The sequence below is a fragment of the Nitrosomonas sp. PY1 genome (assembly GCF_022836435.1).
Lineage (GTDB): Bacteria > Pseudomonadota > Gammaproteobacteria > Burkholderiales > Nitrosomonadaceae > Nitrosomonas.
In genome coordinates, this window is sequence record NZ_BQXC01000001.1 from 2,127,540 (window position 1) to 2,154,280 (window position 26,741).

Genomic DNA, 26,741 nt, shown 5'->3' on the forward strand with positions numbered 1-26,741 from the left:
CTACAAATCAATGCCTTTTTGCGCTTGAATCCCTAGTTGAAACGCATGTTTAACGTCTTGCATCTCCGTTACTGTGTCGGCAACTTCACAAAGTGCATCTGGCGCAGCACGCCCGGTAATAATGACATGTTGCATGGGGGGGCGGTTTTTCAAGTCACGAATGACTGTCTTAGTATCAAGCCAACCAAACTTCAAGGGATAGGTTAGCTCATCCAATATAATCAAATCGAATGATGGGTCACTCAGCATTTCTTGCGCAATAGCCCAACCACGTTGCGCAGTAGCGGTATCACGCTCAAGATCTTGGGTGTCCCATGTAAACCCCTCTCCAAGGACATGCCAAACAACTGCGCTTTGTTTACGAAAAAATGCCTCTTCACCAGTATCCGAGCGACCTTTGATGAATTGCGCTACACCGACGCGCATATCGTGACCCAAGGCGCGCGCAATCATACCAAATGCCGCAGAAGATTTTCCTTTACCGTTACCAGTGTGAATTAACAGTAATCCTTGAGTACGATCAGCTTTGGCAATCGCGGCATCAACGATTTGTTTTTGTCGCTGCATGCGACTGCGATGCCGCTCAGAACGAGTTGTATCAGTCATTTGTGATGGATATGCGTTTGCTGCACAATGGTGGCTAACAAAGCATGCAATACAATAGCAGTCGCAACATAGAGCACGAAGGATTCCGCATACGAAGGGAAATATTGCATAAACCTAGCAGCGTATTCACCGAACGAAGTCTCACTAAAGCGTCCAGAGAAAAAATAAAATCCCCCGCTCGAGAAAAATTCGCAGGCTAACAATCCTGTAATCATACTGGCACCCAGCCAGGTAATGTTATGCCAAGAAAATTGATATTGCTTGGCGTACCAGCGTCCAGCAAACCATAGTGAAGCGTAAGCGGGAATTAAAAACAAATAAGCTGGTGTAATGCAAAAATCACTGACACCGCCCCAAGTATAAGCAACATAATCCAGACTCCATCCGAGAAGAAGCAATCCGAACAGAGGCCACGCAGGACATAAATAAATCCCGGCCAGAAAAAATACCGCCCAAGAGGCATCGGCCAAATTATGAGCCCAAACCAAGTTATAGCCCCGAGTGACGATCATCATCATAACCAGCAGTAGACCGATGATGATTTGATTGCGAAACGATAGTATCAGCATAGAAGTTCCTTATTAAGGTTGATAACGTACCATGGCAATAAAATTCCGCCCAGGTTGATTGAAAAAAGCCGCGGTTTCATAATGTTCATTAAATAAATTCTCAATACGCCCTTGTAGACGCCAGCGCTTGTTAATTAAATATTCAGCGCGCAAATCGAATTTAATGTAGCTATGCAGTTTTAAGGTATTAGCGATGTTATCGTAACGCTGTCCTTCAACCAATAATGTGGCACCGAGCATATAAGAACCGAATTGCCGGTCTGCATTGATGCGAAAAGATTGCTCTGCGCGCCGTGGCAATATATTACCGCGATTTGAATCATCAGAGCGGTTTTGTGGATCCAGCAAGGTTAAGTTGGTATTGAATATCCACTCCTTGATCTGCCCGCTAAAAACACCTTCAAACCCTCGAATTCGAGCTTTATCAATATTGGCAGTCGTAAATGTCATACTATCGAAGGCGATCAAGCGATCAATATGCGTTTCGAAAAAATTCAGCGACCAGTCTCCAAAGCTTATCTTACCACGCGAACCAAATTCATAACTGCGCGAATCCTCGGGACGTAGATGGGGGTTACTAAAGCCAGGAAAATACAACTCATTGAATGTTGGCGCTTTAAAAGCACTGCCAAAATTTGCTAGCAAGTGAACATTTTCAGTAAGCGGATACCCCCAACTCACATTACCGGTAACTCGGCTGCCAAATTGCTGGTTATCATCATGACGAATTGATAATAAAAAATCATGCTTGGCAATAGTCGCTTGGTGTTGTCCAAATACTCCCCAGTTAGTTCTGGAATCGACAGTGAAAGCCTCGGTGCTCTTGACATGGTCATTCTGGAAATCTGTACCGACAGTAAGTCGATGATTAGGATTAATGGTGAATTCATTCAATACGGAAACTGTAGTACGCGTCGTATTAAAACGCGTTTGAAACGCACGCCTAAGAAAATTGTCGGAGTCCTCGTGGCTTAATCCACCGATTAAACTTACTCGCCAAAAATCGGTAGGTGAGTAACGCACTGTGCCTCCAAAGACTTGTTGCATCATCTTTGCTTTGTTGACAAAATCACCGTCATATTCGGTTTTTCCAGAAGATTGCATGAAATTACCATCAATCTCTAACCCATTCTGGAAGCGATAGCCACCACGAAAACTACCCGCCACATTCCGATAACCATCGTGATCCGGTTCAAAAGTAAAACACCCTGCGGTGTAACTACCGTTGCAAGAATTGAATCCTCGTGTGCCAAATCCGCTTGCAGTTAGATTAATCCAACCCTGTTGCCAAGAACGCGATAAGCTGGCCGATCCCTCCAACGTACCATAGCTACCACCACCAAAATTAAATCTAGGAGTCAGCTTCTCACCGCCACCTTTACGCGTAAAAATATGAATCACACCCCCAATGGCTTCGGAACCATATAAACTCGAACGTGGGCCGCGCACAATTTCAATTCGTTCAATCTGATCGATCGGAATATTTTCAAATGCAGTCGTACCAGAGGTCGCTGAACCGACTTTAATATTGTTGATCATGACCAGTACGTGATCGGATTCGGTACCGCGCATAAAAACATCCGTAAATTTACCAGCACCGCCACTGTTAGAAATACTGATTCCTGGCAAACCACGAAATAAGTCCTGCACCGAGCGCACTTGTTGGCGCTCGATATCTTCGCGAGTGATTATGGTCATCGAAGCTAACGATGCATCGGCCGTTTGCGGTGTCCTCGTAGCGGTTATCACCATGGGCTTTTCTTGCTTGATATTATTTTTGGCTGATAGATCAGCTAAGATACTAAGCCCCAGTATCATGCCAACACCATAACGAATTTGAAGCATTCAGAGTTTCCTTTGTACACACCCGCACACAGTTAAAAATTGAAACTGGGATGAGAAAGGAAATAGGGAAAGACAAAAGCGTGCAACGTACTCCAAATATAGACTACGATCACATCATCTCTAATGCCTTCGATCGCCCTCCGCAATACCACAGTCATATTGGCTTCGGGCCGGTCTCCGGACTGATGAGTGGAATATCCCAATCCGCGCCTTCCCATGTAACAACACAGTGACGTGATGCAGATTGTTAGCTCATTTACCGTTGCGGGGGCAGTGCTGGCTTTGTTAATGATCGATAATCGGTCTACGCACCAGCTTCCCGTTTAACCATCAAAACAGATAATCTTGAGGGCACCTGAAGCAAGTCCCGAAGGCTACAGAAATGATTTTAGCGTGTCAAGTGAAGATGGAAGGAAGTTACCTCCTTTAACAGAGCAAGACCTTACATGGACGCCCACAATTTGCAAGGGATTCAATTGTTGATGATGAATTGGTTTAGATTGCAGCCATACATTCGGATTATAGTTGGAGAAGGTTCTCCTATCCCTGATGGAATTCGCTAAATAGCCCCTGATCATTGCAGCGCACTCGAAGTGCCAGGTCTCGTTAAGGTTAAGCTATTTACGGTCTTACCAGATTCGCCATCATGTCATGATTGCCCTAGCAATCTGTGAAAAATTGTCCCTATTTAAAATACCAGTCTGTTTTATCGATTGTTAATCAAATTAATTCCAATACCAGTTACACTGGTACGCAGTTGGCCTTAAAGGAAGTGCCTTTGGTCAGGAGTGCCCAAATAATACGCGCATTTTTGTTGGCCAAAGCGACTGCCACTACATTTTTATTGCGCCTGGTCAATATTTTTCCAAGCCAGTTGTCAGATATTTCCTTGTTATCGGCATACCGGATTACGGCGCGTGCACCATGAATTAACAAGGTACGCAAATAACTATCACCCCGTTTGCTGATACCGAGCAAGACTTGCTTACCTCCGCTTGAGTGTTGTCTGGGAACCAGACCTAGCCAAGCCGCTAATTGCCTGCCGTTCTTGAATTCTCGTGCGTTACCTCAGGTGGCTACGATGGCGCTTGCGGTAATGGGGCCAAGACCAGGGATTTTTGCCAGCTTCCGGCTGGCTTCGTTATCTTGGTGCCAGCGCTGAATTTGTACTTCCAGTTCATTGACTTGCCTATCTAGTTCTTTCAGGTGATCAGTCAAGCGTGCTAATAATTGCCGCATGGTCTGTGTCAGCCCGTTTTCACCATCTTCTAGTATGTCCGGCATTCGCTCGGCGATAGTATAAATTCTCTATGTACCGACAGAATCGATTGTCGCTCAGCGGTCTTTTGGGTGACAAAACGCATTGTCGGCCAGCCTACTGCTTCGCAGATGGCTTGACAAATTGTGGTGCCATGAGCTTCACCCTGTGACCATAAAGCTCCAGTTTCCTAGCTCAAGTCGGACGCTCCTCTCTTGTTTAGTGGGCTTTATTGCACCATTACTTTGGCACTTCGATGCCGTTTAGGTTAGCGGGCGTCCATTCCATTATTGCAAAACCCCATCTCTTAAAATTTCATATCAATAAAAACAGCAACCTGAAGATCCATCAAAGGGCTTTTGCAAAAGTCTCAGTAAATAAAATTCATTGACATTGACATTGACATTGACATTGACATTGACATTGACATTATCAATAATCTCTTAGATGATACTGTCACCATTGTCAATAAGGGCTAACACGTATAAATATCATAACGTATCTTTTGACTTCCGATGCTTGCTACTCATTTATTATCGCGCTGCAATTCAAGTGAGAAACGATCAGCTCGTTAGCACCATCGAATCGATTAGACCGTAGTATTTATATTGTTGGCAATGGCTAAAGCTTAAATCTTTTAAATTACTGTGCAAATTAAGTGCTACTTAATGTCTAGGGAGTTAAAAATGAAAAATATAGACGCCAGGTCTAAGCTGATTGGAGATTTTTTTGATCGTGATATAACTCAATTAAAAGAGGATTATCCTTCCATCGTGGAAACTAATACTCGGAAAAAAACTTTTCTTTATCGCCAAGGTGATTGCTGCTCCAATTTATTTTGGATAAAGAACGGTATTGTTAAGCTTTCTCATTTAACGGAGCGAGGAAATGAAATTACTATTGGTTTACTTAGAAAAGGAGATGTTATTGGTCGCCTTCAAGATAATTCCGTCGATCAGGATATAGATGAAACTGCGGAAGCATTGAATGAAGTTAATTGTTATCGAATATCACATAGCGATTTTAAGACGATGATGTCTCGTCAAACAGAGTTAGCTTGGCTTATCATTGAAGATATGTATGCCAGGAAGCAGAGAATAGAATCCAGATTAAGAGCTATTTTGACTCAGCCCATTGAGGTGCGAGTTGTATCTGCATTATTGGAATTGGCTGAGATGTTTGGAATAAAGTGTACTCAGGGTATACCTTGGAAATCCATTTAACTCAGCAAGAAGTAGCAGATTTAATTGGAGCAAGTCGCTCGGTTGTAAGTACGGTTTTGAATGACTTCAGAAATCGTGGAATGCTTGAATATACGCGCGAACAGATCTGTATTAATGACGTTGCTCTTCATGATTCTTACGGATTTTAGTACTCCCAACAACTCAGTAAAGTAAGTCTCCGGCTTTGCCGGAGGCAACTTAATTTGGTACGAAATGAAGCGAGACCTTTGCAAAACTATGTTTTTGAGCTTCTCTGTTCATTTTCGATATATATAAATCAAATACTTGTGATTTATATAGTCTAGAAAATCAGTTATGCATGGGTTTCATCACTGTTTTTCTGCGGCGATTTAATTGTCAGAATGCACGACTCTAAGTTGGCGACAACTATCATTTTCGTGAGGGAACTCGAATACCACTTCGGTCTGCCTCAAGGTCTCTTTTGCTTGGACTTGTTGCACCGCCAATACCGCGATAGAGGCAAATTCATGAACCATTGACAGATCGGTGAATGTGGGTTCGCACAGCGTTCGGTAACAAATGATGAAAGCACCCAGAACTTTGTCGTTTTCGTCCTTAAAAGGCAACGACCAACTCGCGTGAAGATTGGCTTTGTGCGTCAATTCCAGAAATTGATTGGCCACTGCATTGTAATCATCCGGCAAGCTAAGTGAAGCGCCATGCTTCAAACGGCTCGCACGCCTATCTAGTAATGAAATGGAAACCAGCATATTGGAGTTGACTTCTTCCAGGCGTTTTGCAATATCGTTCAAGATCGCTGGCAATGGCTGATTGGCTATGATTTGATTCAATACGGACTGGTGCGTTTGTCTGATTAACTCAATCCGCTTGTGCTTGCTGATATCCAGCCAAGCACCGACAACTTCACGCGGTTGGTCACCACTATTTTGCATCAGCCGCAGTTCGTCTAAAATCCAGATGAATCGTCCGTCATGATGAGAAAAACGGTAACCGTGCGTTAATTGATCTTCGGTAAGCAAGGTCGATTGACGCGCCACCGCCAATTCGCGATCATCCGGGTGCAAATGGGAAGGCCACCAATCCGGATTCAGCGCTTCTTTCGTCGTATAGCCAAGCAGCCGTTCCACATTCTCACTGACCCAAACGGGCTGCGGCACGCTCTCCATAAAACGAAGGTTGTACAACACCACCGGACTGGCAGCCAGCAAATAAAGGAGGCGCGAATTGGCTTGCCTCAGGCTGGCATTCTCACGCACCAGCTCGGTTTTCCGCTGCGCTTTTTCCAAGATGGCGGGAACTTCGTAAAAATAGCCTTCATGCTTGGGCAAATAATCTTCCACACCCAAATCTAATGCGCGCGCGACCACCATCTCACCGCCTTGACCGGTGATCAACACGATGGGCAGGTTCAACTTGCGCTCCTCGCGCAACAATCTGACAAGCTCAAGACCGTCCATTCCCGGCAAATGGCTATTGATCAGCAATATATCGAAATCAGCAATCTTCTCCGGATCGGCGGGCAACAACGCCAGGGCGTCTTGCGCACTCGATACTGCAGTAAGATTGATGTGTGGCGCATGCTGGGCCAGATGGCGATGCATCAGACAACTATCGAAGCTGTTATGTTCGACGTACAGCACCCGCGATGCCAACGAATTGTAATCCTCGCCTTTGCTGCGAAAACGCGCAAGCGCACTGCGCAATGTGTGCGGCAACCGCTCCAGATAGTTACCTTCCTTGATCAGATAATCATCTGCGTTGGCTTTAAATGCCGCGGTCGCCGCATCATAATCTCCGGATCCAGCAACCACCACCGCCAGCGGCAGCCGCCGCTTCCTGACGCTAATTACTGCTTCAAGACCCGAGCCATCGGGCAAGTGGAGATCCGTCAGCAACGCATCGTAATAGTCAGGCTTCTCGAGGCATTTCAAACCTTCTACCAGTAATGTCACCGTGGTCAATTCGATATCGGGCGCCGTCCGCGCCAGCGTACGCCGGGCAATATCGGCGTTAGTAAGAGTATTGTCGATATATAGGACTCGCATCGCAGCTACCTCCGTTCAGTTGAAAAACACACAAGGAGGAGAAGCTAAAATTCAGCGGGTTATCTTTAACACGGTGAATAAAGTGAGATGAATTTATCATGATGACTCCATCGTTATTCCAGGCTCTCCTGTGCTGTGCAGGCGACTGCAAATCAGAACAAGCGCAATTAGTCGATTGCTTTTATTACGTGAATTCGGTCTCTCTATTCTCTACTTCAGATTGATAATCAGTAAGTAAGCTAATAACGATAATGGTAATGCCCATCGCAATATAAAAATTTCTTACTGCCGCTTCGGTTAAAAAATCAAGAATAAAAGGTATGGTTATTAACAGGAAGCCAATCATGCGCTCAATCCAGTTATAAACAGTAAATGAAATCAGTTTGACTACCCCCAAAAGAAAACTCAGAAACCAAGGTAACAGTCAGATGTACTATCGCAAAGCCATAGGCAAGTATTACTGATAGTTGACCTAATACTAAAAACGTAGGAGCAAGCAAGAAAATAACGGCTATCAAAGAATCAAAATAACCGTGTATGTGCGGTGAGATCACTTTCATGGAGATGCTCTCCTGCATTAATTCTTGGTCACTACGACCTATAAAATAATACAGTGCATCGTTGGTGTCTGTTATCTACAAAACAAATTCACAAATACTTTGAGACCATACATGGAAGTTCACGATTTGCAAGGCATTCAATTACAGATGATGAATTGATTTAGATTGCAGCCATACAATCGGATTTTTGTTGAAGAACTGACTCCTATTCCTGATAGAATTCGCTAAATAGCCTTCTGATCATTGCAACGCACTCGAAGCGCCAAATCTCGTTAAGGTTAAGCTATTTGGAGTTGTCCCCTTTGAACGGACACATTATGTTCTGTTTAAAGGGGACAACTCCAACTCCACTATGCATCTACACCGTGAACTTGAAATACTTCTTTTGCCAAATCAATACCTATCGTTGTAATCTTCATGTCGGACGCTCCTCCCTGGCTTAGTGGGGTCTATTGCACCGCTACTTTGGCACTTCGATGCCGTTTAGGGTAGTGACCGCCCATTCTATTACCTCAGCAGATTCTTAAGGAGAAATAATGCGGCACACGATCGTTAATTGCACCTTCGAATGTCACGCTGGAGCAATCTTGGAGATATTCAACGAAGTCATTCGGAACACGACGGCACTCTACGATTACAAACCGCGCACAACTAAGAGTATGATGGACTGGTTTCAGGTTAAGACTACCGGAAACTTTCCGGTGATCGGTATCGAAGACAGCAGAGGTATGTTGCTTGCATTTGGAAGTTACGGCACATTCAGGGCTTGGCCTGCATACAAATACACTGTCGAACACTCGGTGTATGTTCATGCAGACTACCGCGGCCAGGGATTTGGCCGAATCGTGATGCAGCAACTGATCGCAGAAGCGCATAAAAACAACCTGCATGCAATGATTGGAGGAATCGACGCGACAAATACCAGCAGTATCACTTTGCATGAACACTTTGGCTTCAAGCATGTTGGCACCTTCCAACAAGTCGGATTCAAGTTCGGCTGCTGGATTGATCTGTCTTTCTATCAGCTATTGTTGGAAACACCTACGCATCCGATTGATGGTTAGCATCCTTGTAGACTGCTCGAATTTCCAATTCATTCAAAAGTGGAAAGAGTGTAAATTGAAAATTCGCATCACTTCCCCATACCCTAAGAATGTCGATGAACATCCAGTATTTTCAGTTAATCTGATCGAGTTGGCTGAGTTCTGTTCCGCACAATGACTATCTATTCAATTACTTTTTTCGTGTTATGGCGATACCTTTTACTATCTCATCGACATTGAAGTTATGAACTGAGTACCTATTTCAATGTAAAATCTTTACTATAAGACGCTCATCAATACCCAGTTCATTTAACTAATTAGCTCCCATATTCGCTATCATTTCAATCCTTTATCAGATATGAATTCGATTATCATTACTACATTCCATTCTAAATATTTATAGTAATTCTGTATTTATGAATAAATTATTTATTGCTTTCCTGATGATTTCATTAAGCTTTTTTAACAAATTTACTTACGCAGAAACTTGGACTCTACCACCGAACGGAATAGATATATTTGGTCAAATTAAAACGATAAAAGTTAACAGCAAAGACACTTTATTAGATATTGCGCGGCAGTATGATATAGGGCAAGCCGAGATCTTATTAGCAAACCCCAGTGTTGATCGTTGGTTACCAGAAGACAATGATGAAGTAATTTTACCGAGTCGCTACATTATTCCCAATGTTGATCGCAAAGGATTGGTAATCAATTTAGCAGAAATGCGAGTTTATTATTTTCCCGAAACCAAAAATAGCAATAATAAACCTGTCGTTATTACCCATCCCGTTGGTATCGGTAGAATGGATTGGATAACACCGTTAGGAACATCCAAAATTATAGAAAAAAAGAAAGATCCCACCTGGACTCCACCAAAATCACTTCAATTAGATCGCATTGCCAATGGCGAACAACCTTACCCGAGTGTTGTACCCCCGGGACCAACCAATCCTTTAGGAAAATACGCCTTGCGCTTAAGCATCACGGGAGGCAGCTACTTGATACATGGGACCATTAAGCCATTTGGAGTAGGAATGCGTGTATCAGCCGGATGCATTCGCATGTATCCAGAAGATATTGAAGCATTATTCAACAAAATCCCTGTTGGAACGCAAGTGCGCGTCATTAATGAACCCATAAAGCTTGGCTGGTTATTCGACTCACTTTTCATCGAATTACATCCTCCATTGGAAGAAGACCAAGAAAAATACCAAAACTATGAACGAAGAGTCATAACATTTATTAATGATTTTTTCGCTTCACAAGGTGATAAAAGAATGCAAAATATCGAGATTGATCAGGAAGCCTTAAAGCAAGCTATACTCAAAAAAAGCGGAATACCTGTTTTAATATCACGCTCCGATATTGAAAATACTTTAGCAATTAATCCGTAAATAAAAAAGGCTCTATTATTTCATAGAGCCTTCTTCCATAAAACAAAAAAACTAACTTATTTGTACATTGATTTGTTAAATGCACGACCAAGTCTTTCTTCAGTCGCAAGCGATCTTTTGTTAGCTTCATCCGCAATACGCAGTGCTTCACTGGCTTTGGAATTTGCCGCCGCCGCATCCGCCTTAGCAGAAGACGCATCAGACGCAACAGCATTGATTTTAGTTTGTAATTCCTCAAATTGTCCAGTCGTAGCACAACCTGTGAGCCCAATAAAAGCGCTTGATACTACCGCCAGTGTTAACATGCGAATTGAATGCTGGGTATTTACTTTCATTCCGATCTCCTCAGTAATTGATCCTATTTCCAAGATACATATAATATCCGCTATTTCACTAGCCACTGACATTTTTATGAATATCAGCAACCTGCTGGGATCTTATCCGATTTTTTCTGTGAAATAAACGAATTTTGCGACAAATGCTACTACCATAAGCATATTGTTACTTATTTGTCACAATATGCCATCAATGCTATCGGTGAAGATCAGCATTAATTTAGGCAGTCGTATTAATATTTTGCCCTAGGTGTGGCGGTAAACTTTGTATGGGGGAACTCTCAGGTATCGCTTCAATCAAAGTAAGCGCACCTGCCGCATTAATATCCATAGCCTTTTTAAGCACTGCAATACTTACCGCCTGATCGGTTTTTACGCTATTCATTGCAGTTGCAGTATTGGCGATATCAGCAATGTCCATTATATTCTCCTTACTTTAGGAAGATAATAAACTTAACGGAACAATACGCCAATATTTGAGTGGTTAGCTTATTACTCTTTTTTAAGGAATGTTGATACAGCTTTCTTAAAGTGATCTTTCCAATCCTGCCCAACTTTTAGCGGGATCTTTATAGTGAATTCTTTATCGTCTAAGCCTTTTCCAATAAGATAAATTGTGTAATATCCCAAATCTGTGAGTTTTAATGTGTGCGTCATCACACCAGATGCATGCTTTTGTGCCGGAATAACCAACATTTCCACCTCCTTGACAAGCGCCTTGTCTCGATTACCATCTGCACGTTCGTTCTCATCATCGATTCTTACTAAGCGCAAGGCCAAAGGAGTGTCACGAATGGATTCTGGATAGAGCAAATCGATACTAATGTCTAATATACCTGGGCCAGGCATTTTGCCGCATTGAATCGCAAGATTAGGTGTATGAATAGCATTCTCAGGCATTTCGTAATCACTCGAAAGATAGTAGCCAGAATAACCTATTGTCGCCGAGCTGGTTTCTATTGTGCAGGTACCACCACGAAAACCTTTAGGGTAAGTATCTGAAACATCTCCCTGAGAACTGGCCTGATACAATGCGCCAAAAGTTATAAAAAGCAAGAAAACTGCAATCCCCACCAGTATCTGATTTTTATGTGAAGATAACATTGATTGTGTCGGCATGAAATTCCTTACGATAAAAGGCCATTCAAAATTAGTAACGTAATTGGTTAAATAGTACTACAAGCATCATTTTTAATTATTAAGATTTTACATTGCAAATTACCTGAATCTAAAATATAACTTGATTTTATCAACGCACTTAAAAGGGAAGCAATCATCGTGTATAAAGAATATAAAGTATTGCATATCGTTGAAGGCGGCATTGGCACATTGTTTCTAGGATCGTCCGGAATTCCCATCAAGCAGCTAGAAACAACTTTGAACAAAGAGGCTGCAAACGGCTGGACATTGGTCTTTCAATTTGTCGAGAAAAAACGCTTTCTACTTTTTTGGGAAAGAGAAGCTGTCATCGTGACACTAGCACGCGAATAGAAATCAATCGGAGCTATAAGTTCGATGTATACTTTTAAGAATGGTTTCTCGCTCACTTCAGCATCAAATCAATTGTTATGAAATCAAAGCGACAGCTTGAGGAAGATGAAGAAGAAATTAGGACTCTAGTGCGCAGACTACCGAATGAACAACGATCCGTTTTTTATAGTCAAGTTGAAGAAAATTTGAAAGATCCTGACACATATGCTGCACTCAACTTTATTTTTATCGCTGGACTGCACCACTTCTATCTAGGTAAATGGATTCGCGGTACGATCAATATCACTATATTCCTGTTAGGTGTAGCATTCATCGTAGCAAACTATTTTCTGATTGGGTTTCTGATTATCTTAGCAATTAGTATTATTGAATTATGGGCACTTTTTCAAGCACAGCACATAGTTCATGCATACAACAATAAGCTTATGAAAGTGATTTACCAAGGACTAGCATGTAAGCAAATACATTCCGATAAATAACAAGATGCTTATGGCTTATGTTATGTTAGCGTTAGTTGGAGTATGCCTAACATCCATGCTTTTGCTAAAAAGCTTTAGAAAATAATTTGCGTACGAAAAGAAAATATCGACAGATGATCTCGTCTTACTGGGGTATTGTTCCCTGCATTACCAAGCATTGCTTCGGCAATACTGTAATTTGCCATAAAGCGAATATTTGGATGAGGGTACCAGTTCATACCCAAAGAGAGTACCTCGGACTGGCATTTAGAAGTACCCGTCTTGCACGGATTCTCCATTAGATTCTGGCTCGAATTTTCAGCAAAGTCATAACGCCCTACCAGTTCCAGAGCACCCCATTTTCCCATAGGTTGTGGTTTCCGAAAAACACCACGATCTTTACTGTAAATGGTTTGTTCTCCAGTTAAAAACCAACTCGCTTGCACGTAATAGGCATGAATCAATGAATCCTTGAGTGCGCCAGTAGTAGTTTGATGCGTGTTATCTAATTTTGAAATAGCATACTCACTCTGTAAAGTCAGAGACTTGAATGCGTACGCTGCTTCTGTGGAAAAAGTAGATTGGCTATTATGATCAGGCGCAACAGGTGCTGCACCTGCAGTACCCAGTGATAGCTTGAAGCCACTAAAACCACCGTACACATCAGTTACTTTCGCAGGCAGAGAATCTCGATTGGAAGTATCCCGACTGACAGAAAACCCCAAATGCAAAGTGTTATTTGCTTGATTAATCGGTAGCCAGTAAACGCGACCACCGTAAGTAACGCCTTCTAGCGGCAAACCTAAATGTGATAAGCTCATGACATTAACACCAACCCTCAGGTTATCCTTAACCACAGCACGGTAACCGATACCTGTTTGGAATTGCCGACCACTATACATACCCGAAGATGAGGTAGAAGGACGTTCACTAAAGGTTATATCGCTCGCGCTAGTAAGCTCTTCCATTCCCCGATAAGCCTTGAACTGACCAACAGTTAATTCCCCAGGTCCAATTTGGGTTGCTATCCATACTTCACGAAGGCTGTGCGGAAAAGGCGTCTTGACAGCATAGTTATTGTCAAGCCTGAAACTAAAACGCTGCACTTTTGCCGAGAACATGACGTAGTTCCTCCGCCAACTGAAACCATCATTACTATTACCGTCCAACAATTGACTACCAAATGCAGGATAATCAGCATGCGCATGATCCGGATAAAGTGAATGCATATCCATATAAATACGAGTATTCATTCCGAACTCATACTGACCGTCTGCAGACTTGATTTTAGGACCACTATTAAAAACGATGTCAGAAGCATGGCAGGAAAATATTACTACCTGCGCTATACATATACAGGAAAAACCGAAAATTCTTACAAAGCGCCTCATGTCTTGTCGAAGCGTGCAACTATTAGGTAAAAATCATTGTAGCGGATTGACCGCAGTACAATACTCACCTACCCAGTGTGCTTTAGTCTCTGCTGAAACAAACATCGGAGCACCATTTACCGCGCTATCGAATTCAGTACTACCTGCAAAGCTTTCCGTTGTAATGAAGGTACCTTGAGCCGTCCCATTACCTTGGAAATGAGAATTCTTGCAAGATAAATCCATTTTGTAACTATTGCCGATACGAGTGGCATTTTGCACAGTGCATCCTGAGCGATTCTCGTAAAAGTATGTTGGAATTTCCTGTTGTGCCATTTCTGCAGTAATACAAATATGCGAGATAACCGCACCATTATCAATTTTTGGCATCTTGATGCCATATTGGTTGGCAAGCTTTTGTAGCTGTTGCATATTCTCAGATGGAATATGCGGCACTAAAGCCAACAAATCGGATCGCGTAGTAACCTCCCACAACCCAACACGGATATGCTCATGCGCAAATACAGAAAATGACATGAATATACCGAATAGAACTAATACTGCATGGACCTTCATGGCATAAGCATAACCAACAACCAAAGACATTCTCTTAATTGTCTAGTCATATCGATTTGTCTTGCTTCTTCAAAAAAATCAAATCCCAAATACTGTGACCCAACCTAACACCACGTTGTTCAAATTTGGTGACTGGTCGATAATCAGGGCGTGGCAAAAAATCATTCGTGCTGTTTCGCAAACAAGGTTCTTGTTTCAGCACTTTCAGGATATGCATCGCATAATCTTCCCAATCGGTAGCAATGTGAATATACCCGCCAGGTTTTAAGCATTTACACAAACGATCTACCAAACTGGGTTGAATCAAACGGCGCTTATGATGCCTAGCTTTAGGCCAAGGATCAGGAAAAAAGATATGAACCCCATCCAAAGATTCCGAAGGCAGCATATAGCGCAAAATCTCAACCGCATCGTGCTGAATTATGCGCAGATTGGTCAAACCTAGGTCCTCAATTTTATTCAGTAAACTACCCACGCCCGGTGTATGCACCTCAAGTCCCAAATAATCATTGTGCGGATTTAAATGTGCAATAGTAGCGGTACTTTCTCCCATACCAAATCCAATCTCCAGTATTTTGGGCGCTTGACGGCCAAACACTTTCTCAAAATCGAGAATATCTCTCTGAAAAACAATACCATAGCGCGACAGCAATGTCTCGCAAGCGCGACGTTGCGCACTGGACAACCGACCTTGACGCAGAACAAAACTGCGAATCGCATGTTGTGTAGCCAGATCAATGCCCGTCATTGAAAATCAAACAGGCTTTGGGGCGCTTTTTTTATCACCAAGCGTTTGTGCAATTACACCATCGACCGGGGAACTAGGACTGGCACTATAGAGTTTTCTCGCCATACGTCCGGCCAAATAGGCTTCACGCCCAGACTCCACTGCTTTGCGCATTGCAGATGCCATCAGTACCGGATCTTTCGCCATCGCAATGGCGGTGTTCATCAACACACCATCGCATCCCAACTCCATCGCAATGGTCGCATCCGATGCCGTACCAACGCCGGCATCGACGATCACCGGCACTTTTGCATTGTCGATGATGATCTGTAAATTCCAAGGATTCAGAATTCCCATACCGGAACCAATTAATGACGCCAACGGCATGATGGCAACACATCCTATCTCTTCCAACTGCTTAGCAAGAATAGGATCATCCGAGGTATACACCATTACCTCAAAACCTTCCTTGATCAGAATTTCTGCAGCCTTCAACGTTTCCACCACATTTGGAAACAACGTTTTCGGATCGCCTAGAACTTCCAGCTTGACTAAGCTGTGGCCATCCAACAACTCCCTTGCCAAGCGCAAGGTGCGCACAGCATCGTCAACTGTGTAACAACCTGCGGTATTCGGTAATAAGGTATATTGTGACGGCGGCAAAACATCCAACAAATTCGGTTGATCCGCTGTTTGCCCGATATTGGTACGACGAATCGCCACGGTGATAATCTCCGCACCACTGGTCTCGACCGCTGTGCGCGTTTCATTGAAATCCTTGTACTTACCTGTGCCAACCAGCAAACGGGAAGTATATGATTTGCCGGCGATCACCAAGTTATCCATAAAATCCTTATACTGCATGCAATTAATTGTGAACAAGCAAAATAAACCAAGCACCTAACCGCCACCGACTGCCACAACGACTTCCAATTGATCGCCATGCGCCAATAATTGTTCGGAGAACTGGCTACGCGGCACGATTTCACCATTACGCTCAATGGCAAAGCGTTTACCGTGCAAGGCAAGATGATCAATCAGTTGCGTGACATTAATCGGTGCTTCAAATTGCTGAGATTGACCATTAATGGTAAGTTGTATCATGAATGACAAAGCTGGAGTCGATATTTTGGGCTGGCACAATAAACAATCAAAAATTAGATGAATTTTATCATGCAGTGATTGGCTCATTTGAGAAATTTATCGCTATCGTGATGAGTCGATTTGACATTGCTCAAAAAGAAAGCGTATGCACAAAAACATTGTTTGACTTTTAGAATCAATTTGGTTCGTTACAGAAAAAACACCATGAAAAATAATACAGTCGTTTGGTTTGAAATTTACGTACAAGACATGGAGCGCGCTAAAGCATTCTATGAGTCTGTACTCGCAATAAAGTTGGAGAAAATGCCAGCACCGACAACGGAAATGAATATGGAAATGTGGCGTTTTCCTTCAGATAAGGACACCGCTCAAACTACCTACGGTGCATGCGGCATGTTGATCAAAATGGAAGGCGTTCCCTCTGGCTGTGGCGGTACACTCGTTTATTTTGCTTGTGAGGATTGCGCGGTAGAAGCAGCGCGAGTTGCCGAGAATGGTGGCAGTATTTTCAAGGAAAAAATGTCTATTGGTGAGCACGGTTTTATCGTTCTCGCTAAGGATACCGAAGGCAATATGATTGGCTTCCATTCCATGGATTTCTAAAAATCTACTGCGATAGGCGGAATGCGTGATGTAACTCTTTCATTTGTAAGAAAGTCGGAATTTTTCTGCTTTTTCTATGAACAACTAGAGGCAATCAATCCAATTCAGTTCTCGGTAAAAAGCCTGGGCAGCCTTTTCAAATTACATGCCCATTACCACAGATGCCAAGATGCACTCCCCGCAACATACACACATGAGATGCCGTCAATCTAGCCCTGAAGCGCAATAGCACATGGAATGAAGTAATAAAAACCAGTACGGGATTTATAGCTTTCAACAATACCCAGTAATTTCCTGCGATTAATGCCACTTTCGTTAAGTAACAATATCATTGTTGGAAACTCTGATACCTACAGCAGGAATATCCGATACAGCATAATTAACTTGGTTTTCTGAAACGATATATCCTGTAGATCCCGTCTCAATTCGGATGGTCTTGTTGGCTGCATAACTACGAACGGTATTGTTCTGCACAATAGCATTTGCAACACCATTGACACGTATACCGCTATGGCCTTTAGTCATCATTATATTGTTATTGCGTGCAACAGCATTGGCACCCAACGTCATGCCTTGAGCAGAATTGCTAACGTTGTTATCCATACTGATATTATTCGCAGTGAACGACAAATTGCTATTTGCCGAACCAACCCCAAAAATTCCATAGTAATACGGTTTTGAAAGTACATTCCCCAAAATACTGACATTAGTCAAGTTGCCATTGAGTGATATACTTGCATAACCGTATTTAATTGTATTTCCATTGACGATGGTATCTGTTGCAGTCGATATTTTTATCGGATTGTGATAAGTATCCGATGCTTGATATACCATAGCCATGACATTTCCTGTTACAACCACATCTGAAACCCTACTCAAATTTATTCCGGCATTGTAAAATTGATTATTGCTGATATTTATTCTTGTTGCTGTTCCTGATCCAGTGTCAGAAACATCTACAGCTATCAGATCCGACGCAGCAAGAGGGGTGTCATTATAAAAACGGTTATCCGCAACAGTTATATCAGTAATGCTCCGATTGGGACCACGAGCCTCAATCATGTAAGTTGACATATTGATAATATCATTATCAACAATCCTGAATCTTGAATTGTCAACACTATCAATCTCGCCTACTCCAGCTCTTCCCAATTCAAGTCTATTTCCCTGAATCAGATAATCACGCGCACCGTTACTAACGGTAATAGATCCGCCGCTATGGCCAACCACAGAACCCTGTATATTTGTGTTGTATATGTAGTTGTTAGTTATCCTTGTGCCTTGGCTTCCAGATAAGTGGATACCGTTACCGTTGCAATTTGTAATAGTATTGGCATCAAATACATTTCCAATACTCGCATAATTTCCAGATCCAGTTTCTTGAATAGCCTCACCCGGAGCCGCATCGATTGTCACATCTCTAATCGTATTATTACTGTGTGCCGCATGTATTTCCGATGCTATCTCCCAACGATAGTATGACCAATTAGACCTATTACCGTTTAACGTCAATCCGAATATTTCGCACCCATCAGCCGTAAAGATCGTATCAAACGACAAGAATACCTTCGGAGACACGCAATTAAGACCGCCAGCCAATGTAAATGACGCTCCCATAACGCTAATTGTTTTAGTTGCAGTATCGATTGATGCTATTTTCGAATTTGATGTCGTGTAGTGAGTGCTGTCTACATACAACCCAATTTGCTGACCAACTTCAAACCCTGTTACATTAGCCACAACAATTGATGTTGCTCCATTCGTTATGGTAGCACTTGATGTTGTAATAATCTGATTGATACGTTTTACTATTGCACCATATCCGAATATTTTTTGTTTTGGCAATAACTGTATCTTGCGATCAACCAAATAGGTTTTTCCTGGTGTTAGGTTGATTATTCCTCCAACGCCGGCTGAATTTATTGCATTCTGAATCGTAGTAGAATCAATAGTCATATAACAGTCCACAAATAAATAATCTGATTTTCAATAGCTTTAGGAAATGTATCTTTGGATTTTCCGGAAGATTCGCTATTGACCTCAAACCAGGATCTCCTTTACTCATTGTAGTAGATAGTTGATGGAAGAAGGTAAAGGAGTCAATACTTGAGGTCTATCTGACTCAATACCGTTGATCGAAGAAGGAAGCAGTGTTTCGCGAATTGGCTGTGTATTTGAAGAACTGCTAGCTTGTGTCAAACTTTTGTTGCGAACAAGCCTTTTCAAAGTAAAAAAAGATTGCTGAGGATTATAATTATAATCAAAAATCAGCATGTTGGAGATTGTCTGTACTCTGCTGGTGTGAAATGAGTTAAACGAGCCTTTGCCTGCGCTGAAATCTGTCACAATCGAATTCACCAGAATAACCAATTCGTGTCCGTTAAAGTAACCCGTAGCATCCAACGATTCAAGTGGCTGTGGTGGAATAGTAAAATCCGGACCCCCCGAAGCAAAATACCCTAAAGCAGCCACGTGATCAATACATACATTTCCACTTGAATCAACAAATCTTGGAATACCACCCGTTAAGTTCAAACGATACATTCCTTGACCAAGATCTTCTATTACTTCAAATTTACTCTGGACAGGTAGCCCTGATGCTGTTACATCGCTATCGTTAGTGACATTAAAACAATCAATTCCATCGTAAACTATCGCTATGGCAAAAACATTACTACAAAAACCATGAAAAACTGCTAAACAAATCAACATTCGGATTATCTTCATGACAGCACCCTCCTGATTAAAAGCTAAACAATTCATTCACGATATTGGAATCGGCAAACTCCACTTCATAGAACTTTAAAGACTACGACCTTATTAGCTTGTATAATTTTGCAAATGTATCACCTACATACTTTATTTGCTCCGAAGTGTGTGCAGCATTAACGCTACAACGTACCAGAGATTTTCCTTCAGGAGCAGCCGGAGGCAAAATAAGATTCACATAAATGTTGTGCTCCAATAAACTATTCCACATAAGCAACGCTTGTTGCGGCGTATCTAGGATAGCAGCAATAACTGGCCCTGGATCTGGTCCTAATTGATAACCTGTTTCTTTAAGTTTTGTATAAAGCTGCGTGCAATTTTTCCATAACTGCGTGCGTAAATGGCTACCTTTGCGTAACAATTCCAAAGCTGCTCGTGTTGAAGCAATAGTTGCTGGTGAAGGCGATGCAGTAAAAATATAAGGATGGCTCACGTACCGTAATTGCTCAAGCTGGGGATGATTGCTAACACAAAAACCACCGATACTACATAGGCTTTTACTAAAAGTGCCCGTAATAAAATCTACTGCTTTGAGCAGCCCCGTTTTTTCTACCAAACCTTGACCTGTTTCTCCGAGTACACCTAGTGAATGCGCTTCATCAAGGAGTAAAATACAGCGGTATTTATTCTTCAATTCAATAATTTCAGCCAGAGGCGCCTGGTCGCCCAACATACTATAAATGCCTTCGGCAATAATCAATGTTGTTTCGGCACGCTCTCCTAATCTACGCAGCCGCTTTTCCATATCGGCAACGTCATTGTGTCGAAAGCGAACAATATCTGCGCCACTCAGTATGCACCCATCATAAATGCTTGCATGAGAATCGCCATCAATCAGCACGGTATCGCCCGGCCCAACCAAACCCGAAATCGTACCTAGGTTAGCCTGGTAGCCGGTAGTAAATACGATTCCTCCACTACACCGATAAAAATCAGCAAATTCCCTTTCCAAGGCTCGATGACCAAAATAACTTCCATTCGCCATCCGAGAGCCCGTAGTCCCAGTACCCTCTTTATCAAGAGCTTCGTGCGCTGCTTGAATACATTCCGGTGCAAACGTAAGTCCAAGGTAATTATTGGTGCCTAACAATAATACTCGCCGATCACCAATACGAGCCTCAGTAGCAGAGTATACTTCCTCAATTGGTATGCCAAATGCACCTACACCATCTGGCAGCAAAGACTTTCTTGCCGTTGCTGAGGCATCTAATTTCTCAAGTAAATTCATTATGATGCGGATTTAATTTTATGAACTAATTCGGCCAATTCATGAACCGTTTGTATATCTGTAAGCGCATTAATCGGAATTGAAATATCAAAAGCGTCTTCAATTTCCATAATTAAATTCAATAGCTTAATAGAATCTATAGATAATTGTGTGATAAGGTTTGTTTCGGGCGAAATACTCGCTTCGGATGCTTTAGACAAGTCGGCTAAACGATCACAAAGTAATTGAACTATCTGGTCGTAATCTGCTTCACTCATATATTATTTGTAGAATTTTAGATTTTGTTTAGATTACTTCAGATAATGAATCTTGTAAACGAATACGAGGCCTCCATTCAGGAAGTGCGTGTTGTATGGATGTGTTATCGCACACCCAATTAGTATGCTGCAATTCATTGACCTTACCAGGCGTCAGCATAGGAGAATACCGCAACAGTTTGGATAAAGCCAAATTCAAAAATGCGATGCCGCGAATCAGTGGATCAGGTATCGAAATACACCGAACGGGTCGCCTCCATTCACGTTGCACCAAATCCGATAAACTTTGATAATCATATCCAGTAGGGGTACCATCATCAAGCTCAAATATCCCCCTCACGGGTTTCTCTGAAGACAACCAACATAGCATGGCCGCAACTAAATCTTTTACATGTAGCAACCCGAATCGATTATGTATTCCACTCACTACAGGAAGTAGACCGCGACGCATCGATTGAAAAAGAGGCTTTAATTCTTTATCGCCGGGGCCATATACAGCAGTAGGGCGAAATACTGTCCAATTCAGTCGATCAGAGTATTGATACAAAGCCTGTTCCGATAAATATTTGCTCTGTGCATACCAAGATAGCTCCGGTTGCCTGGCGGCTAAAGACGAGATATACAAAAAACGTATGGATTGGGGCTGCTGAACGATTGCTTCCAGAAGATTTCGTGTACCCTGGATATTGATATCTGAGAACTCCTTGAATGAACCACCCCTAACAGTTGCGGCACAATGGATAACAGCAGATACATCACGAACCAAATAATTTAGTGCTACAGAATTACCTAAGTCACCTTGAATCCACTGAATTGATTCATTGCTAGGTTGATATTTTCGTCCAAGCGCGCGAACTTTATAACCATCCGCAATGAGTTTTTCCGTTAGATTCTTACCGATGAAACCTGTAGCCCCGGTTACAGCTACAAGTTTCAACATTTCTCCTTATCTATCGCCAGATTCCACAGCAGATAATTGTTGGCTATTCAAGTTTGTTCTTTGAATATAACCTTGCCTCGCTGCAAAACGCGATAGCTTTCCTGATGATGTTCTCGGTAAAGTATGAGGAGGCACCAATTCTACTATGCAGTTTACCCCAAACGCCATGTAAACTAACTGCTGCAAGCGAATTGTCAATGATTGACGTTCAGCAACCGCAGAAAGCCTACATTCAATTACCAATACAATTGTCGTTGCTCCGTCTTCATCACTAACACCAAATGCTGATGCTTCTCGAGATCTCACCTCCGGTTGTTGCTCCGCGAGTTCCTCAATATCTTGAGCACGTATATTGCGACCATTTACGATAATAACGTCTGTACGCCTTCCAGTGATATACAAATCACCTTCAAAGAGAAAACCTATATCGCCGGTATCTAACCAATTACCTAGCTTCAGCGCTTTGTTGGTCTCTTCAGCATTATTGAAATAGCCCGTCATTACGCTATCGCCATGTACTAAAACACTACCAACCATCATTTCAGGCACTTGTTCACCTGCTTCATTAACTATTCGTACGATATGTCCAGGCAATGGTCGACCGCAATTTACAAATTCACTTTGCTTACGCCCTTCTGCTTGTATTCGAATAGCAGTTTTTCTATCAATCAGAGCTTTACTATCTATTTGTATGCTTCTGCAGCCCTCATTAATTTTCGAAAAAGTTACAGCGAGTGTAGATTCAGCTAAACCATAGCAAGGTAAAAATGCACGCTCACTGAATCCAGCCGACGCGAACCTCTCAGCAAAATTCCTAAGAATATCAGGCTTAATCATTTCCGCGCCAATTCCCGCTGCTCTCCAGCAACTGAGATCCAAGTCTTTCAAATCAGAATCTCTTACTCGCATCGCGCACAGCTTGAGACCAAAAGGTTGACTGAATGCAACCGTACAACGATTACGGCTGATAATCTTCAACCACTGCAGCGGCCGTATAGCAAAATCCCTGGTAGCCAAGTAATCCACTGATATTTGCGTTACCATCGGAGCCAAAACTAATCCGACCAACCCCATATCGTGATAAAACGGCAACCAAGATGCCGAGCGATCATTTGGCTTTATTTCTAAGCCATTTTGAACGATTCCTTGCAAATTACACATTAAAGCCCGCTCAGTGATTACCACTCCACGTGATGCGCGTGTGCTCCCAGAGGTAAACTGCAAGTATGCAGTCTCACTCGGATGATTATCTTGAAAATCGACATCCTTAATAGGGAATTCGCTTAATTCTGCTGGAGTACCTACCCACTGCAAGCCTTCGACATGTTCAGCTGCCTCTTTCAAGAAGCCTACATAGTCAATATTCGCCAAAGCTATACTAGCTTGACCACTTTCAAGCATACCTCTAAGTTGTTGAACATATATCGCGTGACTACCAAGATTAACAGGAACAGGCATCGCGAATGGAATTAAACCAGCATAGCGACATGCAAAAAACAACTCAATAAACTCAGGAGAAGTATCGGCAATAATTGCCACTCGTTCGCCGCGAAACAAATTCAAGCCAAATAAACGTTTTGCCAAAACTCGCGCGTTTTCCCTTAATACACTATAAGGTAAAACTGAACGTAGATTCCCTTTGGCATCGTAAAAGTTATAGCCTGTAATTCCTTTTGCCGCATACTCCAACGCACTCGTTAATGTATCAAAACCCGCCAATCTTTGAGTTAGCGTATTGAGTGTGGGTGTTATTTGTAATTCGCTTGAAGGCTGAAAATCAAACGCTTGCGTTAGCGGAGCGTTCAACTTGGTTATTGTCGAACTCAAGATCTTCCCCTCGAAGTAATAGTACTAGTCATTTCGCTTCTTTCATTCAAAAGAGCAGAAAAACGCGGTCGCGTGTACCAACGCTGATTAATAAATAAAAAATCACATTCTTTTGGCTTGAAATTTATCATTCAAATCCTTACCGCTGACGTTTCTTAATAATATGAATATGTCATATTTGACCACACCGCAGCTTATATAAGGTGCTTTTTACTGTCAAGGCAATATTAAAATAGTGTTGCGCACAAACAACAATTTAGGTTCCATATCTTGCTCACTTCAACTTATTTGTAACAACGATTATATAAATAATGTTTACCGTTGAGCGTCTTCTAAAGACTCAATAAGCTTCAAACTGGCTATTTCATTTACTTTGAGAACTGATCACCATATGTCGTTTTCAAACAAAGCAATAGCTGAAACAAGAAATATACACCGACCTGAATTCTTAGAAGAAACCCGATCAATTACTCGGTAGTTTCATATAAAACAAATGGCGGGATCGATAGCATTTTTTTTAATTTTAGCTCTGCTAAACCAGGGATTTCGTAACCTTCTGCACTAAATACATACAACCTCCCTCTATTCTCCTTAAGAAACTGAATATCCGAAGCCGTGAGTGTTGAACAAAAAACAATCGGCTCGAAGTTCGTAGGCACGTATTCTGTACAAGGCTCACTATCATTTGGCCTTTTTTCTATCACAAAACTCTCATCACCAGAATTTTTTTTACCAAAATACCGCAACAATTCTACATAGCTTTGTAGCGAATGCTGCCCGATAGGTGCTCCCGACCAAGTTAAGTACGCTTTGGTATTAAATGCATAAAGATAATCTCCTATTTCCTTCGCTTTTAGAAACTCAATCGTCCAGCGTTCATACATAGGACGCACAAACAAACCTAGTTTTGAATCGTAAGACTGTTGATTGGGCTGAATGTTGCCTCTTCTGACTAATGAAGTGAATAAATACTGTTGAATTTCTGAAGGAAGGTGTGTAACTGCGAAATTACGCACATTTAATATCATAGAATAAGGAATTAGAGCTATCATCAGCGTCACAGAAAGCGCTAAAACAACTGGCAATATCCGCTTTTGTTTAGTAAATGCTTGAATGATTCGCCTCCACCCTTCCCCAGCAAGAATCAGTAATGGTAATACAATATAAAACGCCATACGCGATTGAACTGCGCGCTCACTCAGACTATCGATCAACAAGGGCAATAGTGAAAGCAACAACCAAATCATTGCGAAAAGAATAATAGGCTCACGCCACCGCAATGCCCCCACACACGCCCCAACCCAAAGCAATCCACCTGCAATGACGATAGAGAATATGCTTTTTAAGGGCGCCGAAAAAAATACTTCTTTTGCATCAGATGAAAATTCCAACAACACCTGTGGGTTTACTAAGGGATAGAACCACCACGCATAAACCAAATATAAAAATAACGAAACCAAGCTTGTGGCAGCAATAACGGATAAAGCATTTAGCCTTTGCATAAATATTAATGTACAAGCTATTAGCACCAAAAATATAACGCCAGGCAATACCGCATCGACACGAATAAAAAATAATAAGAACAATAAAACACCCGCACTTGATGCGACGAATAAAGAATCACGTTCAATCGCTTTTAATAGTGCAATAGCGAACAAAACCAATATCAGGAATGCAGGGGGCTCGCTGACAAAATGCCCTTGAAGGCCACGATAACTATCCGACGCGATATATGTTATTGCTGCAAAAAGATAGCCCACCCACCAAAATGAGTTTGCAAAATTCGAATCGAGCGCATTACGCTTGAACAACTTAATAATCTGATGAGAAAGTACAATTGCCAGTGCGATACCCAATGCCATAAAAACTCGGTATAACCACTGCATTGCTATTAGCGCAGACTCATTAGCGCCAAACAATCGCGTAATCTCGCTTAATAAAAGAATATGGCCGATACGCATAAAGTACCAATGCGCACCATCGCCAGGACCCAAAGGAATATCCTTAGCATATTGATGATAATCAGCTAAAGTATTTGTCTCTGCGGCGCGCTTCGAAAGTTGTAGATAAATAGGAGAATCCCAGTGCGTTTCCTCTAGCGGCATTAAATCCGAATGAAAAAATAGTCCTGCCAAAAACACCAGTACTAACACATGAGTCAAACGAATCCATTGCAAATAATTTTCAAACATATTGTGGAATTAGATATTGAAGAATCGAATAATCATTCGCATCACAGAAAATAATCAACCTGGCAATCACTTAAATCTTTTCTTAAGCTACGAAACTTATTCAATCAATCTTGCAGTTACGTATTTGTTATTTCATAACGAATATACACTATCAATCATGATAAAGCTTACATAGCTATCTTGTTCTATAATTACCCTTACCCAGAAATAACTCTCAATAATGATAGTTAATACAATTTAACTAAGAAATTTAGCGGCTCTCGCATAGCTCTTTTTTTAAAAGAATACAGTGTGAAAACAATTCGATATTACGTCAATAGCAGAGCCAAAAAACTT

Annotated in this window: 28 protein-coding genes, 1 pseudogene and 1 riboswitch; of the genes and pseudogenes, 7 read left to right on the top strand and 22 right to left on the bottom strand. The window is 42.0% G+C overall.

Annotated features, from left to right (window positions below; all coding sequences use genetic code 11):
- From cobO to W03_RS09815, 4 genes and pseudogenes are all read right to left on the bottom strand, one after another.
- The gene (cobO, locus tag W03_RS09800; protein WP_244072837.1) at nucleotides 1-606 is read right to left on the bottom strand and encodes a cob(I)yrinic acid a,c-diamide adenosyltransferase; all 606 of its coding nucleotides are present in this window, start codon (nucleotides 604-606) and stop codon (nucleotides 1-3) included.
- Nucleotides 603-1,175 carry a hypothetical protein gene (locus tag W03_RS09805; protein WP_244072839.1) on the bottom strand — a complete coding sequence of 191 codons (573 nt, stop codon included), beginning with the start codon at nucleotides 1,173-1,175 and terminating at the stop codon, nucleotides 603-605. Before W03_RS09805 ends, cobO begins: the two co-directional genes overlap by 4 nt.
- A 12-nt stretch (nucleotides 1,176-1,187) precedes the next feature.
- The gene (gene btuB, locus W03_RS09810; protein ID WP_244072840.1) at nucleotides 1,188-3,020 is read right to left on the bottom strand and encodes a TonB-dependent vitamin B12 receptor; all 1,833 of its coding nucleotides are present in this window, start codon (nucleotides 3,018-3,020) and stop codon (nucleotides 1,188-1,190) included.
- 150 nt (nucleotides 3,021-3,170) lie between these two features.
- Nucleotides 3,171-3,394: riboswitch (cobalamin riboswitch) on the bottom strand.
- A 367-nt stretch (nucleotides 3,395-3,761) separates the two neighbouring features.
- Nucleotides 3,762-4,473, bottom strand: a pseudogene (locus W03_RS09815) (IS110 family transposase); the annotation flags it as partial.
- 491 nt (nucleotides 4,474-4,964) lie between these two features.
- Here W03_RS09815 and W03_RS09820 point away from each other — a divergent pair.
- Both W03_RS09820 and W03_RS09825 read left to right on the top strand, forming a co-directional pair.
- Complete coding sequence (locus W03_RS09820) at nucleotides 4,965-5,501, top strand: Crp/Fnr family transcriptional regulator (protein WP_244072842.1); 537 nt, start codon at nucleotides 4,965-4,967, stop codon at nucleotides 5,499-5,501.
- Nucleotides 5,468-5,650 carry a helix-turn-helix domain-containing protein gene (locus tag W03_RS09825; RefSeq protein WP_244072843.1) on the top strand — a complete coding sequence of 61 codons (183 nt, stop codon included), beginning with the start codon at nucleotides 5,468-5,470 and terminating at the stop codon, nucleotides 5,648-5,650. Before W03_RS09820 ends, W03_RS09825 begins: the two co-directional genes overlap by 34 nt.
- Nucleotides 5,651-5,851: 201 nt before the next feature.
- Here the strand turns inward: W03_RS09825 and W03_RS09830 are convergent, their stop codons facing one another.
- From W03_RS09830 to W03_RS09840, 3 genes are all read right to left on the bottom strand, one after another.
- Nucleotides 5,852-7,528 carry a response regulator gene (locus W03_RS09830; RefSeq protein ID WP_244072845.1) on the bottom strand — a complete coding sequence of 559 codons (1,677 nt, stop codon included), beginning with the start codon at nucleotides 7,526-7,528 and terminating at the stop codon, nucleotides 5,852-5,854.
- A 184-nt stretch (nucleotides 7,529-7,712) separates the two neighbouring features.
- Nucleotides 7,713-7,874 carry a hypothetical protein gene (locus tag W03_RS09835; RefSeq protein WP_244072846.1) on the bottom strand — a complete coding sequence of 54 codons (162 nt, stop codon included), beginning with the start codon at nucleotides 7,872-7,874 and terminating at the stop codon, nucleotides 7,713-7,715.
- A gap of 13 nt (nucleotides 7,875-7,887) precedes the next feature.
- Nucleotides 7,888-8,088: a hypothetical protein gene (locus tag W03_RS09840; RefSeq protein ID WP_244072848.1), complete on the bottom strand. Its 201-nt coding sequence runs from the start codon at nucleotides 8,086-8,088 to the stop codon at nucleotides 7,888-7,890.
- A 536-nt stretch (nucleotides 8,089-8,624) separates the two neighbouring features.
- On the opposite strand from W03_RS09840, the gene W03_RS09845 reads away from it, so the two are divergent.
- Entirely contained in the window at nucleotides 8,625-9,152 is a 528-nt protein-coding gene (locus W03_RS09845; protein WP_244072849.1) for a GNAT family N-acetyltransferase, read from the top strand.
- 395 nt (nucleotides 9,153-9,547) lie between these two features.
- On the top strand, nucleotides 9,548-10,528 hold the full coding sequence (locus tag W03_RS09850) for a L,D-transpeptidase family protein (RefSeq protein ID WP_244072851.1): 981 nt from the start codon (nucleotides 9,548-9,550) through the stop codon (nucleotides 10,526-10,528).
- A 56-nt stretch (nucleotides 10,529-10,584) separates the two neighbouring features.
- Here W03_RS09850 and W03_RS09855 read toward each other — a convergent pair whose 3' ends face one another.
- From W03_RS09855 to W03_RS09865, 3 genes are all read right to left on the bottom strand, one after another.
- On the bottom strand, nucleotides 10,585-10,863 hold the full coding sequence (locus W03_RS09855; RefSeq protein ID WP_244072853.1) for an Lpp/OprI family alanine-zipper lipoprotein: 279 nt from the start codon (nucleotides 10,861-10,863) through the stop codon (nucleotides 10,585-10,587).
- A 220-nt stretch (nucleotides 10,864-11,083) separates the two neighbouring features.
- Entirely contained in the window at nucleotides 11,084-11,284 is a 201-nt protein-coding gene (locus tag W03_RS09860) for a YjfB family protein (protein WP_244072855.1), read from the bottom strand.
- A gap of 71 nt (nucleotides 11,285-11,355) precedes the next feature.
- A complete protein-coding gene (locus W03_RS09865; protein WP_244072857.1) occupies nucleotides 11,356-11,982 on the bottom strand; it encodes a hypothetical protein in 627 nt (208 codons plus the stop codon).
- 159 nt (nucleotides 11,983-12,141) lie between these two features.
- Between W03_RS09865 and W03_RS09870 the strand changes: the two genes are divergently transcribed.
- On the top strand, nucleotides 12,142-12,354 hold the full coding sequence (locus W03_RS09870) for a DUF4177 domain-containing protein (protein WP_244072859.1): 213 nt from the start codon (nucleotides 12,142-12,144) through the stop codon (nucleotides 12,352-12,354).
- Between the two features lie 77 nt (nucleotides 12,355-12,431).
- Nucleotides 12,432-12,833, top strand: coding sequence for a TM2 domain-containing protein (locus W03_RS09875; protein ID WP_244072862.1), 402 nt, complete (start codon nucleotides 12,432-12,434; stop codon nucleotides 12,831-12,833).
- Between the two features lie 74 nt (nucleotides 12,834-12,907).
- Here the strand turns inward: W03_RS09875 and W03_RS09880 are convergent, their stop codons facing one another.
- The 5 genes from W03_RS09880 to thiS form a co-directional block, all read right to left on the bottom strand.
- Entirely contained in the window at nucleotides 12,908-14,065 is a 1,158-nt protein-coding gene (locus W03_RS09880; RefSeq protein ID WP_244072864.1) for an OprO/OprP family phosphate-selective porin, read from the bottom strand.
- A gap of 171 nt (nucleotides 14,066-14,236) precedes the next feature.
- Nucleotides 14,237-14,788 carry a DUF3617 domain-containing protein gene (locus W03_RS09885; protein ID WP_244072866.1) on the bottom strand — a complete coding sequence of 184 codons (552 nt, stop codon included), beginning with the start codon at nucleotides 14,786-14,788 and terminating at the stop codon, nucleotides 14,237-14,239.
- Nucleotides 14,789-14,804: 16 nt separating this feature from the next.
- Entirely contained in the window at nucleotides 14,805-15,506 is a 702-nt protein-coding gene (gene trmB, locus W03_RS09890; protein ID WP_244072868.1) for a tRNA (guanosine(46)-N7)-methyltransferase TrmB, read from the bottom strand.
- 6 nt (nucleotides 15,507-15,512) lie between these two features.
- Nucleotides 15,513-16,331, bottom strand: a complete 819-nt coding sequence (locus W03_RS09895) for a thiazole synthase (protein WP_244072870.1) — start codon at nucleotides 16,329-16,331, stop codon at nucleotides 15,513-15,515.
- A 54-nt stretch (nucleotides 16,332-16,385) separates the two neighbouring features.
- Nucleotides 16,386-16,589, bottom strand: a complete 204-nt coding sequence (thiS, locus tag W03_RS09900) for a sulfur carrier protein ThiS (RefSeq protein ID WP_244073730.1) — start codon at nucleotides 16,587-16,589, stop codon at nucleotides 16,386-16,388.
- A gap of 204 nt (nucleotides 16,590-16,793) precedes the next feature.
- Between thiS and W03_RS09905 the strand changes: the two genes are divergently transcribed.
- Nucleotides 16,794-17,192: a VOC family protein gene (locus W03_RS09905; RefSeq protein ID WP_244072872.1), complete on the top strand. Its 399-nt coding sequence runs from the start codon at nucleotides 16,794-16,796 to the stop codon at nucleotides 17,190-17,192.
- Between the two features lie 315 nt (nucleotides 17,193-17,507).
- Here the strand turns inward: W03_RS09905 and W03_RS09910 are convergent, their stop codons facing one another.
- The 7 genes from W03_RS09910 to W03_RS09940 all read right to left on the bottom strand — a co-directional run bounded on the left by W03_RS09910 (nucleotide 17,508) and on the right by W03_RS09940 (nucleotide 26,405).
- Nucleotides 17,508-19,148, bottom strand: a complete 1,641-nt coding sequence (locus W03_RS09910; protein WP_244072873.1) for a right-handed parallel beta-helix repeat-containing protein — start codon at nucleotides 19,146-19,148, stop codon at nucleotides 17,508-17,510.
- 105 nt (nucleotides 19,149-19,253) lie between these two features.
- Nucleotides 19,254-19,919, bottom strand: coding sequence for a hypothetical protein (locus W03_RS09915; RefSeq protein WP_244072875.1), 666 nt, complete (start codon nucleotides 19,917-19,919; stop codon nucleotides 19,254-19,256).
- An 82-nt stretch (nucleotides 19,920-20,001) separates the two neighbouring features.
- A complete protein-coding gene (locus tag W03_RS09920) occupies nucleotides 20,002-21,189 on the bottom strand; it encodes an aminotransferase class I/II-fold pyridoxal phosphate-dependent enzyme (protein ID WP_244072876.1) in 1,188 nt (395 codons plus the stop codon).
- Nucleotides 21,189-21,446 (bottom strand): acyl carrier protein, encoded by a 258-nt coding sequence (locus tag W03_RS09925; protein ID WP_244072877.1) that lies wholly within the window; start codon nucleotides 21,444-21,446, stop codon nucleotides 21,189-21,191. Before W03_RS09925 ends, W03_RS09920 begins: the two co-directional genes overlap by 1 nt.
- 28 nt (nucleotides 21,447-21,474) lie before the next feature.
- The gene (locus W03_RS09930; protein WP_244072885.1) at nucleotides 21,475-22,386 is read right to left on the bottom strand and encodes an NAD(P)-dependent oxidoreductase; all 912 of its coding nucleotides are present in this window, start codon (nucleotides 22,384-22,386) and stop codon (nucleotides 21,475-21,477) included.
- A 6-nt stretch (nucleotides 22,387-22,392) separates the two neighbouring features.
- Nucleotides 22,393-24,213 (bottom strand): fatty acyl-AMP ligase, encoded by a 1,821-nt coding sequence (locus tag W03_RS09935; protein ID WP_244072887.1) that lies wholly within the window; start codon nucleotides 24,211-24,213, stop codon nucleotides 22,393-22,395.
- 467 nt (nucleotides 24,214-24,680) lie between these two features.
- A complete protein-coding gene (locus W03_RS09940; RefSeq protein WP_244072889.1) occupies nucleotides 24,681-26,405 on the bottom strand; it encodes a hypothetical protein in 1,725 nt (574 codons plus the stop codon).
- Nucleotides 26,406-26,741: the final 336 nt, after the last annotated feature.